Annotated in this window: 11 protein-coding genes and 1 pseudogene; 10 read left to right on the top strand and 2 right to left on the bottom strand. The window is 61.7% G+C overall.

The features are described from left to right. The first annotated feature begins 9 nt into the window (after positions 1-9). From Q7F16_RS28995 to Q7F16_RS28965, 7 genes are read left to right on the top strand one after another with little or no spacing between them, the layout of a single operon-like run. Positions 10-888 (top strand): polysaccharide deacetylase family protein, encoded by an 879-nt coding sequence (locus Q7F16_RS28995; protein ID WP_046061782.1) that lies wholly within the window; start codon positions 10-12, stop codon positions 886-888. Positions 889-916: 28 nt separating this feature from the next. After that, complete coding sequence (locus tag Q7F16_RS28990; RefSeq protein WP_409555314.1) at positions 917-2,257, top strand: MFS transporter; 1,341 nt, start codon at positions 917-919, stop codon at positions 2,255-2,257. A 10-nt stretch (positions 2,258-2,267) separates the two neighbouring features. Next, a complete protein-coding gene (locus Q7F16_RS28985; RefSeq protein ID WP_046061780.1) occupies positions 2,268-3,029 on the top strand; it encodes an SDR family NAD(P)-dependent oxidoreductase in 762 nt (253 codons plus the stop codon). 55 nt (positions 3,030-3,084) lie between these two features. Next, the gene (locus tag Q7F16_RS28980) at positions 3,085-3,834 is read left to right on the top strand and encodes an SDR family NAD(P)-dependent oxidoreductase (protein ID WP_046061779.1); all 750 of its coding nucleotides are present in this window, start codon (positions 3,085-3,087) and stop codon (positions 3,832-3,834) included. A 13-nt stretch (positions 3,835-3,847) separates the two neighbouring features. Next, entirely contained in the window at positions 3,848-4,147 is a 300-nt protein-coding gene (locus tag Q7F16_RS28975; protein ID WP_079302840.1) for a hypothetical protein, read from the top strand. Continuing rightward, on the top strand, positions 4,144-5,118 hold the full coding sequence (locus Q7F16_RS28970; RefSeq protein WP_079302839.1) for a CobW family GTP-binding protein: 975 nt from the start codon (positions 4,144-4,146) through the stop codon (positions 5,116-5,118). The genes Q7F16_RS28975 and Q7F16_RS28970 overlap by 4 nt, the downstream gene beginning before the upstream one ends. Further along, entirely contained in the window at positions 5,115-6,323 is a 1,209-nt protein-coding gene (locus Q7F16_RS28965) for an ABC transporter substrate-binding protein (RefSeq protein WP_046061776.1), read from the top strand. The genes Q7F16_RS28970 and Q7F16_RS28965 overlap by 4 nt, the downstream gene beginning before the upstream one ends. Before the next feature lie 145 nt (positions 6,324-6,468). Here Q7F16_RS28965 and Q7F16_RS28960 read toward each other — a convergent pair whose 3' ends face one another. Together Q7F16_RS28960 and Q7F16_RS28955 are read right to left on the bottom strand one after the other, a co-directional pair. Further along, positions 6,469-7,323 carry an MBL fold metallo-hydrolase gene (locus Q7F16_RS28960; protein WP_046061775.1) on the bottom strand — a complete coding sequence of 285 codons (855 nt, stop codon included), beginning with the start codon at positions 7,321-7,323 and terminating at the stop codon, positions 6,469-6,471. Next, positions 7,320-7,829, bottom strand: coding sequence for a sugar ABC transporter (locus Q7F16_RS28955; RefSeq protein ID WP_409555315.1), 510 nt, complete (start codon positions 7,827-7,829; stop codon positions 7,320-7,322). Before Q7F16_RS28955 ends, Q7F16_RS28960 begins: the two co-directional genes overlap by 4 nt. A 126-nt stretch (positions 7,830-7,955) precedes the next feature. Between Q7F16_RS28955 and Q7F16_RS28950 the strand changes: the two genes are divergently transcribed. The 3 genes and pseudogenes from Q7F16_RS28950 to Q7F16_RS28940 all read left to right on the top strand — a co-directional run. Next, positions 7,956-8,843, top strand: a complete 888-nt coding sequence (locus Q7F16_RS28950) for a LysR substrate-binding domain-containing protein (protein ID WP_409555316.1) — start codon at positions 7,956-7,958, stop codon at positions 8,841-8,843. A gap of 209 nt (positions 8,844-9,052) precedes the next feature. Beyond that, on the top strand, positions 9,053-10,225 hold the full coding sequence (locus Q7F16_RS28945; RefSeq protein WP_186651952.1) for an ABC transporter substrate-binding protein: 1,173 nt from the start codon (positions 9,053-9,055) through the stop codon (positions 10,223-10,225). Positions 10,226-10,256: 31 nt separating this feature from the next. After that, positions 10,257-12,572 (top strand): annotated as a pseudogene (locus tag Q7F16_RS28940) (sensor histidine kinase); the annotation flags it as partial. Positions 12,573-12,576 lie beyond the last annotated feature (4 nt).

Below are 12,576 nucleotides of genomic sequence, written 5' to 3'. Positions count from 1 at the left end.
AGAACAACGATGGCTAAAGAAATTCTGTGCGCCTTCGGCGTCGACGTGGACGCCGTGGCCGGCTGGCTGGGCTCGTATGGTGGTGAGGATTCGCCCGACGATATTTCCCGCGGTCTGTTCGCCGGCGAAATTGGCGCCCCGCGCTTGCTCAAGCTGTTCGAGCGTTACGGCCTGCGCACCACCTGGTTTATCCCTGGGCACTCGATGGAAACCTTTCCCGAACAGATGAAGGCGGTGGCCGACGCCGGTCACGAAATCGGCGTGCACGGCTACAGCCACGAAAACCCGATTGCCATGACCGCCGAGCAAGAAGAAATCGTGCTGGATAAATCCATCGAGCTGATCACCCAGGTCACCGGCAAACGCCCCACTGGCTACGTCGCGCCGTGGTGGGAATTCAGCAAAGTCACCAACGAGCTGCTGCTGAAAAAAGGCATCAAATACGACCATAGCCTGATGCACAACGACTTCCACCCCTACTACGTGCGCAAGGGCGACAGCTGGACCAAGATCGACTACAGCCAGCATCCCGACACCTGGATGAAACCCTTGGTGCGCGGCGAAGAAACCGATCTGGTGGAGATTCCGGCCAACTGGTACCTCGACGATTTGCCGCCAATGATGTTCATCAAAAAGGCCCCCAACAGTCACGGATTCGTCAACCCGCGCCACCTCGAGGAAATGTGGCGCGACCAATTCGACTGGGTCTACCGCGAACACGACTACGCGGTGTTCACCATGACCATCCACCCCGATGTGTCCGGCCGCCCGCAAGTGCTGCTGATGCTTGAGCGTCTGATCGAACACATCCAGAGCCATGCCGGCGTGCGCTTCGTCACTTTCGACGAAATCGCCGACGACTTTATCCGCCGCCAACCGCGTACCTGACACCCACTCACTCTCCGAGGCGCGATTCATGTCTATCTACAACAAGCTTGACCTGACTGGTTGGAAACCCCGGCAGTTGACGTCCCAGGAAGTACGCTTCGCCACCTGGATCGCCTTCTTCGCCTGGGTGTTTGCGGTGTATGACTTCATCCTGTTCGGCACCTTGCTGCCCGAGATCGGTCGGCACTTTGGTTGGAGCGAAGTGGAGCAAGCTGAAATCGCGACCTGGGTGGCAGTGGGTACCGCGGTTGTCGCGTTGGCCATCGGGCCGATCGTCGACAAACTGGGGCGGCGCAAAGGGATTATCTTCACGGTGGCCGGATCCGCATTGTGCTCGGCGCTGACCGCGATTGGCGGGGCGTGGGGCAAGTCGCCGCTGATTCTGATCCGTTCGTTGGGTGGCCTGGGCTATGCCGAAGAAACCGTCAACGCCACCTATTTGACCGAGTTGTATGGCGCCTCGGAAGATCCGCGGCTGACCAAACGTCGCGGCTTTATCTACAGCCTGGTGCAGGGTGGCTGGCCGGTCGGTGCGTTGATCGCGGCGGGCTTGACCGCGCTGTTGCTGCCGATCATCGGTTGGCAGGGCTGCTTCATCTTCGCTGCGATTCCGGCGGTGGTGATTGCGATCATGGCGCGCAAGCTCAAGGAGAGCCCGCAGTTCCAGATCCACCAGCGCATCAGCGAACTGCGTAAAAGTGGTGCGGTGAAAGAAGCGCAAAATGTCGCCGTGACCTACGGCGTCGACTACGACGAACACAGCAAGGCCGGCCTCAAAGCCGCGTTCCGTGGCCCGGCCCGTCGTGCCACCTTGGTGATCGGCGCCGCGCTGTTGCTCAACTGGGCGGCGATCCAGGTGTTCAGCGTGTTGGGCACCTCGGTAATCGTCAGCGTGCACCACATCTCGTTCGAGAACTCGCTGATCATCCTGGTGCTGTCGAACCTGGTGGGTTACTGCGGCTACCTCAGTCACGGCTGGATGGGCGACAAGATTGGCCGCCGCAACGTGATCGGCCTGGGCTGGATGCTCGGCGGCCTGTCGTTTGCCGGGATGCTGTTCGGCCCGAGCAACATGCCGATGGTGGTCGGGCTGTACAGCTTGGGCCTGTTCTTTCTGATCGGGCCGTACTCGGCGGCGCTGTTCTTTATCAGTGAAAGTTTCCCTACCAGCATCCGTGCCACCGGTGGCGCGATCATCCATGCCATGGGTCCGATTGGCGCGGTGGTCGCGGGTTTTGGCGCCACCCAGGTGTTGTCCGCCGGCAGCGACTGGCAGACCGCCGCACTGTGGTTCGGTGCGCTGCCGTGCTTCTTGTCCGGAGCCCTGATGTTTGCCGCACGCCACGTGCGCCCGGAAACTGTTCAGTAAGGAGTTTTTGATGAGCCGTAAAGTTGCCTTGATTACCGGTGCCGCCAGCGGCATCGGTCAAGCCCTCGCCGTGGCCTATGCGGGCAGCGGTGTGGCGGTCGTCGGCGGGTATTACCCGGCCGATCCCCATGACCCGCAGACCACGGTGGCCTTGGTGGAAGAAGCCGGTGGCGAATGCCTGATGCTGTCGCTGGATGTGGGCGATACCGCGTCGGTGGATGCACTGGCCGAACAAGCCGTGCAGCACTTCGGCCGCCTGGATTACGCCGTTGCCAACGCCGGTTTGCTGCGCCGTGCGCCGTTGCTGGAAATGACCGATGCGCTCTGGGACGAGATGCTCAATGTCGACCTGACAGGGGTGATGCGCACCTTTCGCGCGGCGACTCGGCATATGACCGAGGGCGGTGCGTTGGTGGCGATTTCGTCGATTGCCGGTGGCGTGTATGGCTGGCAAGAGCACAGCCATTACGCAGCGGCCAAGGCAGGTGTGCCGGGGTTGTGTCGTTCGCTGGCCGTGGAGCTGGCGGCCAAGGGCATTCGTTGCAATGCGGTGATACCGGGGTTGATCGAGACGCCGCAGTCACTGGATGCGAAGAACTCCCTCGGACCGGAAGGTTTGGCGAAAGCGGCGAGGGCGATTCCGTTGGGGCGGGTAGGGCGCGCGGATGAAGTGGCTTCATTGGTGCAGTTCTTGACCAGTGACGCATCGAGCTACCTGACCGGGCAGAGCATCGTGATCGACGGTGGCTTGACCGTGCGCTGGCCTGACTGACTGACTGTACTGGATCAAAAATGTGGGAACTGTGTTTTTTCGGGAGATTGTTTACATGCCCCAACTGACTAATCGCCGCGCCGTGATCACCGGCGCCGGCAGCGGTATCGGTGCCGCCATCGCCCGTGCCTATGCGGCAGAAGGCGCGTGCCTGTTGCTGGCCGACCGCAACGCCGTCAGCCTCGCCGAAACCGCTATCACCTGCCGCAACCTCGGTGCCGAAGTGGTGGAGTGCCTCGCCGATGTGGGCACCGTCGAAGGCGCCCAGGCCAGTGTCGACCGCTGCGTCGAGCACTTCGGCGGCATCGACATTTTGGTCAATAACGCCGGCATGCTCACCCAGGCACGCTGTGTCGACCTCACTATCGAAATGTGGAACGAGATGCTGCGCGTCGACCTCACCAGCGTGTTCGTCGCTAGCCAGCGTGCCTTGCCGCATATGCTCGCCCAGCGTTGGGGGCGGATCATCAACGTGGCCTCGCAACTGGGCATCAAGGGCGGCGCCGAACTCACCCATTATGCCGCGGCCAAGGCCGGGGTGATCGGCTTCACCAAGTCCCTGGCGCTGGAAGTCGCCAAGGACAACGTGTTGGTCAATGCCATCGCTCCCGGGCCGATTGAAACGCCATTGGTCGTCGGGATCAGCGACGACTGGAAGCGCGCCAAGGCCGCCGAATTGCCCCTCGGCCGGTTCGGCCTGGCGGATGAAGTGGCGCCTACCGCCGTGCTGCTGGCCAGCGAGCCGGGTGGCAACCTGTTCGTTGGCCAGACCCTCGGCCCCAACTCCGGCGATGTCATGCCATGAGCGAGGTGTAGCCATGTGCGGACTCTGCGGTTTGCTCGGCGAAGACCTGCACTGGAGCGACCCCTTGGGCGATGAGCTGCCCAGGCGCCGCGAACGCCTGCGCCGCATCGCAGCAATCAATCAGGTACTGGCGGTGTTCCGGCTCAAGGTCGAAGACTTTCAGGGTGCCTCTTATCTGCTGCTCGGCGCGACCGGCAAGCAAGAACTGGCGAGTGGCCTGGATCAACTCTGGCGAGCGGCCGAAACCATGCTCGGTCGCCCGTTGGACCCCCTGGACCCGCGCCTGTTGGATCACTTGGAGTCAGCCGTATGAGCATCGCTCTCAACGTCATCACCGGTTTCCTCGGCAGCGGCAAAACCACCTTGCTCAAGCGCCTGCTGCAAGGCGAGAGCCTCGGCGATACCGCTTTGCTGATCAATGAATTCGGTGACGTCGGCATCGACCATCTGCTGGTGGAAGAAGTCGCCCCGGATACTGTGCTGCTGCCCAGTGGCTGCGTGTGTTGCTCGATTCGTGGTGAACTCAAAGACGCCTTGCTCGGCCTGTTGCAACGCCGTGAGCGTGGCGAAATCCCGGCGTTCAAACGGGTGATCCTGGAGACCACCGGCCTGGCCGACCCGGCGCCAATCCTCGCCACGTTGAACAACGATGTGCAATTGCGCGGACGCTTCCACATCGGCTTGGTGGTCACCTTGGTCGACGCCAGCCATGCCGCGCTGCAAGAGCGCCTGCATCCGGAATGGCTGGCCCAGGTCGCCGCCGCGGACCGCTTGCTGTTGAGCAAGACCGATTTGGTGGAGGACTGCGCCCCACTGCGCGCGCACCTGCAAGCGCTCAATGCCGGTACGCCGATCCTCAATACCTGCGACGTCCACTGCGGTGATCAACTGTTGCTCGGTGAAGGTTTGCGCAGTGCCGAACCGACAGTGGAAGTCAGTCGCTGGCAGCTGCATCGCAGTACCAGCGCCACCCACGGCGCCGCGCAAGTGTGCAGCCTGACCTTCGACCAGCCGTTGGATTGGGTCGGCTTCGGGGTTTGGTTGTCGATGCTGTTAAGATGCCACGGCGAACGAATTCTTCGTGTCAAAGGACTGCTCAACGTGAACACCAGTAACGCCCCCATCGTCATTCATGGTGTGCAGCATTGTTTGCATGCCCCGGTGCATTTGCCCGCCTGGCCGGGCACTGACCGACAATCGCGGCTGGTGTTTATCCTGCGTGGACTCGATCCCGCGCTGCTGCGGCGTTCCTTTGACGTGTTCTCCCAGCGGTTCGCCGCATGATCACACTCCGCGTCCTCGGCACCTCAGTGACCTTGCTCGAATGCCTGCGTGTTCGTGCGGAACAGGAGTTGGGCATTCGCCTGGTGTATCAGGTGCACGATGTCGAGCAGGCCCAGCGCATCGCGGTGATGCAGCCCGACAGCTACGACCTGTACGACCAGTGGTTCCACAACGTCGACTTCGTATGGCCGGCCCGGGCGATCCAACCCATCGATACGCGGCGCATTGCGTTGTGGCATGAGATCAACGACCTGCCCAAGCGCGGGCGCCTGTCCGCCAACGACCGGTTGGGCAGCGGCAGCGTGCCTAGCGAGCGCTTATTCGTGCAGCACGATGGCAGCCTCGGCAGCACCGTCACTGAGCGAATCAGCATGCTGCCCTTGACTCATAACGCCGACAGTTTCGCCTACCGCCCCGAGCGCCTGCCCGAAGGTTTTCGTCACGACAACGAAAGTTGGGGGTGGTTGCTGGACCCCGCGTGGCGTGCGCGCACTGCGCTGCAAAGCGATGCGGCCATCGGTGCCCTGGATGCCGCGCTGGCGGTGCAGGGCGCGGGGCTGGCGCGCTTCAAGGACATCGGCAATATGAGCATCGAAGAGATCGATGTGCTGGCCGATATTCTGGTGCGCAAACAGAGGGAAGGTCACTTTGCGGCGTTCTGGTCCGATGACGAGGAGGCCGCGCAATTGATGCTCAGCCCGAGCATCGATATCCAGAGCCTGTGGTCGCCGACGTTGATGCGCCTGCATCGCGCTGGGGTGAAATACCGTCTGGCGGTACCTCGCGAGGGCTACCGCGCCTGGTTCGGTGGTTTGTCATTGTCGCGCCACGCCCAGGGCCCGGTGCTGGATGCGGCCTACGCATACCTCAATTGGTGGTTGTCCGGCTGGCCCGGCGCGGTGATGGCGCGCCAGGGTTACTACATCGGCAACCCGGCGCGCAGCCGCGACCATCTGAGCAGTGCCGAGTGGGATTACTGGTACGCCGGTCAACCTGCGCGAGAGGAGTTGCTGGGCAGTGATGGCTTGCCGCTGATTGACATCGGTGATGTGCGCGATGGCGGTTCCTATGAGCAGCGCATGGGGCACATCGCTGTGTGGAACTCGGTGATGGATGAGCACAACTATCTGGTGAGGCGCTGGGGGGATATTTTACGGGCGGGGGCGAAAAGCTCCCGCAGAGGGTGGAATGGCGGGCCGTGCTGACATCAATGGTGATACCCACAGGTCCTTTTGGCGCTGGTCTCATGACCAGCGTCAGCAGTGAAAATAAATGTGCCCCTTTAGCGCCCCAAGCAGGTTTTCAGGCGCGAAGAAAAACTGTCGCAAGACGACTTGCTGCCCACCTGGCTTACGTCTCGTAAGCAATGGTGTAGCTGTTACCGGAACGCTTGATATGAGCAAAGCCGAGCGCGGCCAAGTGCATGCCAGCGACCATCAAGTTGTCTGAACTGGCAACATCCAGCAGCCTCGTTCGCGTGGCCGCCGATAGCAATGGGTCCTGGTCGAAGGCAATCGTGACATCGGGGCGCGCGATCTGAATCTGAGGAAAATGAACGATATCGCCCCACACCAGCAGGCTGCTCGCCGCGGACTCGAAGCGGTAGCCGCAATGCCCGACGGTATGCCCAGGCAACGGCATCGCGCTGATTCCAGGCAGTACGTCATTGGCGGTGAACGGGCGCAGATTTTGCCGGTACCGCTCGAACACCCTTCGTGCAAACAGAAAGTTTCCACGCGCGCGTTCACTGGCTTGACCAAGGTGGCCGTCGTCCTCCCAGAACGCTAGCTCTCGCTGGTGCACAACCAATTCAGCATTGGTGAAGGCCATTTCTCCCGCTGCGTTCAACAAGCCACCGATGTGGTCGGGGTGCGCGTGCGTCAGCAGAATCGTATCTATTTCGCCGGGTTGCACGCCAGCCAATGCAAGATTGGCCAGCAACTCGCCGCCCCATTGATTGAAACCGCCGGCGCCGGCGTCGATCAGAATCGTGCGGCCACGCCCACGTACCAGATAACAATTGATATGGATCGACGCTGGCTCGCTGATCCCGGCGGCTAACTGAAGTCGGGCCGCCTCCGTTGGCGCGATATTGGCGAGAAAATCCAGGCTCGCACCCAAGTAGCCATCGCTGATGGCTGTGATTGAAAACTCGCCGATTTGCTGGCTGGGGAGTCTCCGGTGATTTATGTCCACGTTACTCATGACTGTAACTGCACGGTCATTGCGTAATAGACATCCAGCCCTTGCAGATCGCTGGCCTTTGCCTGAGTGCAATCCAGTTTGGCCAGCCAACGGTGTGCAGGTCTCTTGTCCAAAGCAACTGCATGTAGCGCTAAAGGTGTAAGGCCTAATTCAATCAGTATTTGAGGGCCTTGTTCACTGATCAACAGGAGTTCGTCCGCGCCCACGGCAACGGCTCGGTCCAGCCCGGCATAGAGGTTGCGCCTCCAATCAGTGATGTGCGACTGCCAACGGGAAAAATTGCCACCCCCTTTTTGGCGGTACTCGTCGCTCTGCAATACGGCTGGCGTGTCGACTGAATGCAGGGCCAGGTAGGCTGGGCAATTGCCGCTCAAGGCTTTGAAACGCTGTGAGGAGCTAAATCCGCTCACCGAGATCAGCGCTGGCAGTTTTTCCAGGCTGTAAAACGCATTCCACTCGGCTTCGCTGGCGGGTTCAGCGTAGTTGCATTCGACTGTGTAAATCATAATGTCACTTCATGGGTTGATGTTTAATCATGCTAGTGACACGGTAATGACTTATAAAACGACTTTACTGCACCATTCAGTGACTAAACATCAAGGTGGATGCCTAGACTTGCCTCAGGAAAACCCATGCGTCGAAAACTCCCTAGTAACGCCGCCTTGATAGCCTTTGAAACAGCAGCCCGTCATGGCAGTTTCGCCCGTGCCGCAAACGAATTGGCCTTGACCGAAGGCGCCATCAGTCGACAGATGGGGCGCCTGGAAGCCTTTCTGGGCGTTACGCTATTCGAGCGCGTTGGTAACCGCGTGCGGCTTTTGCCTAACGGTGAGCGCTACGCTGCTCAAGTGCGCGAACTACTCGACCGGCTCGACAGGGAAAGCCAGTATTTGATGGGCCAGCCCAACGACGGCGCAAGCCTGGATATCGCCGTCAGCCCAACTTTTGCCCTGCGTTGGCTAATTCCTCGGTTGTCCGGCTTTGGCGAGCAACACCCGAATATCTGCGTGCACCTCTCGGAACGTATGGAACCGTTCGTGCTTGCCGGCAGCGGCTTCGATGCCGCTATCCATTTTGAGCACCCAGCTTGGACAGGCATGCATACGCACCGCCTGTTGAACGAAGTGTTGATTCCGGTCTGTCGTCCTGACCTCCTGAACCCGGGCAAGCAGGCAACGGCTCTGGATTCACTGCCGCGATTGCACCGCCGGCAGAACCCGGATGCCTGGCAGCGCTATGCCCAGGAAACCGGGATTGTCCTGAGCAACGCAGCGATGGGCGCGCGCTACGATTTGCATGCGATGTTGATCGAAGCCGCACTGGCTGGTCTCGGCGTGGCACTTGTACCGCGCTTGTACGTGGAAGCAGAGCTGGCGCAAGGCCGGCTGGTTGCGCCCTGGCCACAGGAGACGAATGTCGCCAAGACCTTTTGCCTCGTGTTACCCGAGCCCCTTGAGCTGAGCCGCGTGCCCATCCAGGCATTTGCGCATTGGCTTTTGAAGGAAGCGCAGGTGAAGTAGGGGCGTGTAGTGGTGTCAGTACCGGGTCGATTCCGTAGGCCACGCTAGTGTTGATCACCCCCGGGTGACAGTGCCTGCGCGCGACCAGGGGCGCTCAGTTGGCTGAAATCCTCCATGGCCGCGCGAAGCGGGCACGTTGAGACTATGCTCATTGCCACTGCAGGCAATGTACTGGTTTCACTTGTCGCCCACCAAGGAAAGGAGTCTGTATGTGTCTGATTCTTCATGCCCGGTTCTATTATCTGAATGGTCGAATGCGCAGTCTGGTAGCGCGTGTCCATCGGCGTATTTCGATCACCCACAAAGTCTTGTGGCGCTTGGCCGGCTGCGTGACCGGGCTGGCGCTGGTTGCTGTCAATCCAGCCCAAGCTGCCGACGGCGGCATCGCCAGCGGTCCTACCGCAAGCTATAGCATTGCCTTCAGCAACTCCTACGCCGGCAGCGATTTTCGCAAGGTGATGGTGCGCAACTGGCAGGAGATTGCGGTCCAGGCGCAAAAGGATGGCTTGATCCGCGAGGCTCCGGTGGTCAGTGCCAATAACTCGGCATCGGAACAAGCGGCCCATATCCAGGACATGATCGTCAAGGGCGTCAACGCCATCGTCATCCTGGCCGCGTCCGACACGGCCCTCAACGGGGTGATCCGCGATGCCTGCAACGCCGGCATCGTGGTGGTCGTCATGGCCAGCCTGGTCACCGAACCCTGCGTCTATACCGTGGACTACAACTGGTCCGCCATGGGTCGCGTGGAAATGGACTATATCGCCGGGCGCCTCAAGGGGAACGGAACGCTGCTGGAGATTCGCGGCATTGCCGGCGATGCCACCGATAAAAACATCAGCGACGGCATTCGCAAGGCCGCTGGCGACTATCCGGGCCTGAAGTTTGCCAAGACTGTATACGGGAACTGGACGGCTTCTGTCGCACGCAAGGAGGTGGCGCTGGCGCTGCCGTCGCTGCCCAGCATTGATGCCGTTGCGACTCAGGGCGGTGACGGTTATGGCGCCGCCATGGCGTTCAAGGCGGCGGGACGCCCTTTGCCAATCATCGTGATGGGGAACCGTCAGGATGAACTCGCCCTGTGGAAACAGGAGCGCGATGCCAATGGCTACGAGACCGTCTCTGTCTCCGCTTCCCCGAGCGTCTCCCAGGTGGGTTTCTGGGTGGCCCAGCAGATTCTGGCGGGCAAGCAGGTGCCGAAGTTCGTCGAGGTGCCGCTGGTACGCATCGATGCGAAAGACCTGGACACCTGGCTCGCCACGATGCCGGTGGGCGGCGCTGCCAATCCTCTCTACAGCCAGGCTTCCGTTGCGGCGATGATCGACGCAGCCATCAGCAATACGGCGGCGCCGACGCCTTTGCCGGAGGTGACGAAGCCGTAGTGGCAGGCGTGGAGCGAGGAGGCGAGGCGCCATGTTGACATTCAAGCCCTCCACGGACAGGCCCATTGCCGTCAGGATTGGCCTGGCGGTCGCCGCACTGGTGTTCCTGATGCTGGTGGTATCGCTGGTGAACCTCTACGGCCTGCGCGGCATGGTAGGTGCGGTAGATTCTGCCAGCCATTCCGCGGAAATTCTGGCCTCGGTCAACGGCGCCACGGGGCGGGTGGAAAACTTCATCGCCACCCGCGACCAGGAAAGCCTGTCCCAGGCCGAAGGCATGGTGGCGACGGCTATCGCCGGCCTCACCGCCATTCCGGTGGCAGAAGCGCAATCGCTCAAGGGCAGTCTGGAGCGGCTCGCCGCGGCGATCGCTGCCTTGCGGGTGGCGACCCTGACCATGGATGGTGAAACGGAGAACATGACATCCCATTACAGCCGGATGCGAGAGGCGACGATCCTCGTCGAACAGGGCATCGCCGATGGGCTGAAGGGGGTTGATGCCCGCGCCGCTGAGCACGAGGCGCGGGTGAGCAACATCGAAAGTGCTCATCGCATTCTGGATATCCTGCGCAACGGCGAACGGATCATCATCGCCAATGTGGCCAAGATGCTGGTGACCGGTAATGGGGCGGCCGCCACCGCGGCGCGCAACGCCAGCGCGGCACTCGCGCCCGTGGTCGAGCAATTGCGCGAGTTGATGACGGCGCCGCAGGAGCGAGAGAACGTGGACCAGTTGGCGACGGCGGTCGCTGCGGTCAGCCTGGCGGTCGAGCACCTTGGCGAGGCGCCCAAGCTCCGGGGAGACGAGGCTTTGCGGCAGCTCGCCGCCGTCGGGGATGTGGTCGAGCGCCTCGAGGCAATGTTGGCTGAAGTGGAAGGGCAGGTTGTCCATGACGCAAGCGACATTCAGGCGGCAACCGGTTTGCTGCACAATGCCGCCGCGTTGTCCAAGCGTTTTGCCGAGCGTGTTGCCACCCTGGAGGCGCAGACCCTGTCGTTTCGCCTGTCACCGTCGGCCGAGGTCGCCGGCTCGGTCGGCGGCATCCTGGACGAACTCAGCCGTCTCTCTCGCGTTCTCCCTTCGTCCGTGGGGCTGCAAGCCAAGGCTACACCCCTGACTGTCACCGATCAGATTGCCGGCTACCGGGCGGCATTCGCCAGGTTCCATCAGGCGAGCAACGCCTTGATCGGCGCGCGCGACCAGGTTCGCAACGAGGCACGGAGCGCCGGTCTGTTGGTGGCGCGCTTCGCAGGCCAAGCGCGCGCCGACGCCTTGGTCCACAATGATCGCGGCATGCTTGCGACGATACTTGCGGGTAGCGTCGCGATCCTGCTGGCCGGCGCCATCGCCTGGAGCACGTCGCGATTCGTCGCCCAGCCCATCGTGGCCCTGGCCTCGGTCATGCGCCGGCTTGCGGCCGGCGACCTGAACGCCGAGATCGCCAGCGCCGGACGCGGCGACGAGATTGGAGTCATGACCCGCGCCGTACGGGTGTTCCAGGAGAATGCCCTGCGCATCCGGGTGCTGGAGGCCGAGGCCGAAGCCGAACGACAGCAAGTCCAGGCCTCTTTGGAGAGAATGGTCGCCGAGCGGACCGACGCGCTGCACCACCAGACCGAGGTGCTGGAGGCGCAGGCCATCGAACTCATTCAGGCGCGCAACCAGGCCGAGACGGCGAACCAGGCAAAGAGCGATTTCGTGGCCACGGTCAGCCACGAACTGCGCACCCCCCTGACCCTCATTCTCGCCCCCCTGGAGCAACTCTCGGCGGCGACCGCCCCGCCTGCGGACTGGCATGTGCAAGTCGATCGCGCCCAACGCAACGCGCTGCGCTTGATGAACCGGGTGAACGACATCCTCGATTTCTCCAAGGCCGAAGCGGGCAAGTTCGAGTTGTGTCCGATGCCAGTCGACTTGAACAATACGGTGGGTGTGCTGGCCGAGGATGCCGCCATGGTCGCCGAGGGCAAAGGCTGCACCTTGACCTGCAGCATCGATCCCGCGCTTGGCACGGTGTTCCTGGACCCCCGACACTTCGAAAAGATTCTCCTCAACCTGGTGAGCAATGCCATCAAGTTCACGCCCGCTGGCGGCACCGTGCACCTGGCAGTGACTGCGCTTGATGGCGAGCAATTTGAACTTGCAGTGCAAGACTCGGGGATTGGCATTGCGCCTGACAAACTGCCGTTGCTGTTCCAGCGTTTTTCCCAGATCGACAATTCCGCCACGCGCCACTACAGCGGCACAGGCATCGGTCTCGCCCTGGTCAAGGATCTGGTCGAACTGATGGGGGGCGAAGTCGGCGTCAACAGCGAGCCCGGACAGGGCTCGTGCTTCTTTGTTCGACTTC

This window comes from Pseudomonas sp. Lb2C2 (genome assembly GCF_052112205.1).
GTDB classification, from domain to species: Bacteria; Pseudomonadota; Gammaproteobacteria; order Pseudomonadales; family Pseudomonadaceae; genus Aquipseudomonas; species Aquipseudomonas kilonensis.
Note: the sequence above shows the minus strand (reverse complement) of the source record. Positions and strands in the feature narration are given on the sequence as shown.

Bases quoted from the DNA above. Each gene is read 5' to 3' on its own strand.
- Q7F16_RS28995 (WP_046061782.1), top strand. From the start codon at position 10: ATGGCTAAAGAAATTCTGTGCGCCTTCGGCGTCGACGTGGACGCCGTG.
- Q7F16_RS28990 (WP_409555314.1), top strand. From the start codon at position 917: ATGTCTATCTACAACAAGCTTGACCTGACTGGTTGGAAACCCCGGCAG.
- Q7F16_RS28985 (WP_046061780.1), top strand. From the start codon at position 2,268: ATGAGCCGTAAAGTTGCCTTGATTACCGGTGCCGCCAGCGGCATCGGT.
- Q7F16_RS28980 (WP_046061779.1), top strand. From the start codon at position 3,085: ATGCCCCAACTGACTAATCGCCGCGCCGTGATCACCGGCGCCGGCAGC.
- Q7F16_RS28975 (WP_079302840.1), top strand. From the start codon at position 3,848: ATGTGCGGACTCTGCGGTTTGCTCGGCGAAGACCTGCACTGGAGCGAC.
- Q7F16_RS28970 (WP_079302839.1), top strand. From the start codon at position 4,144: ATGAGCATCGCTCTCAACGTCATCACCGGTTTCCTCGGCAGCGGCAAA.
- Q7F16_RS28965 (WP_046061776.1), top strand. From the start codon at position 5,115: ATGATCACACTCCGCGTCCTCGGCACCTCAGTGACCTTGCTCGAATGC.
- Q7F16_RS28960 (WP_046061775.1), bottom strand. From the start codon at position 7,323: ATGAGTAACGTGGACATAAATCACCGGAGACTCCCCAGCCAGCAAATC.
- Q7F16_RS28955 (WP_409555315.1), bottom strand. From the start codon at position 7,829: ATGATTTACACAGTCGAATGCAACTACGCTGAACCCGCCAGCGAAGCC.
- Q7F16_RS28950 (WP_409555316.1), top strand. From the start codon at position 7,956: ATGCGTCGAAAACTCCCTAGTAACGCCGCCTTGATAGCCTTTGAAACA.
- Q7F16_RS28945 (WP_186651952.1), top strand. From the start codon at position 9,053: ATGTGTCTGATTCTTCATGCCCGGTTCTATTATCTGAATGGTCGAATG.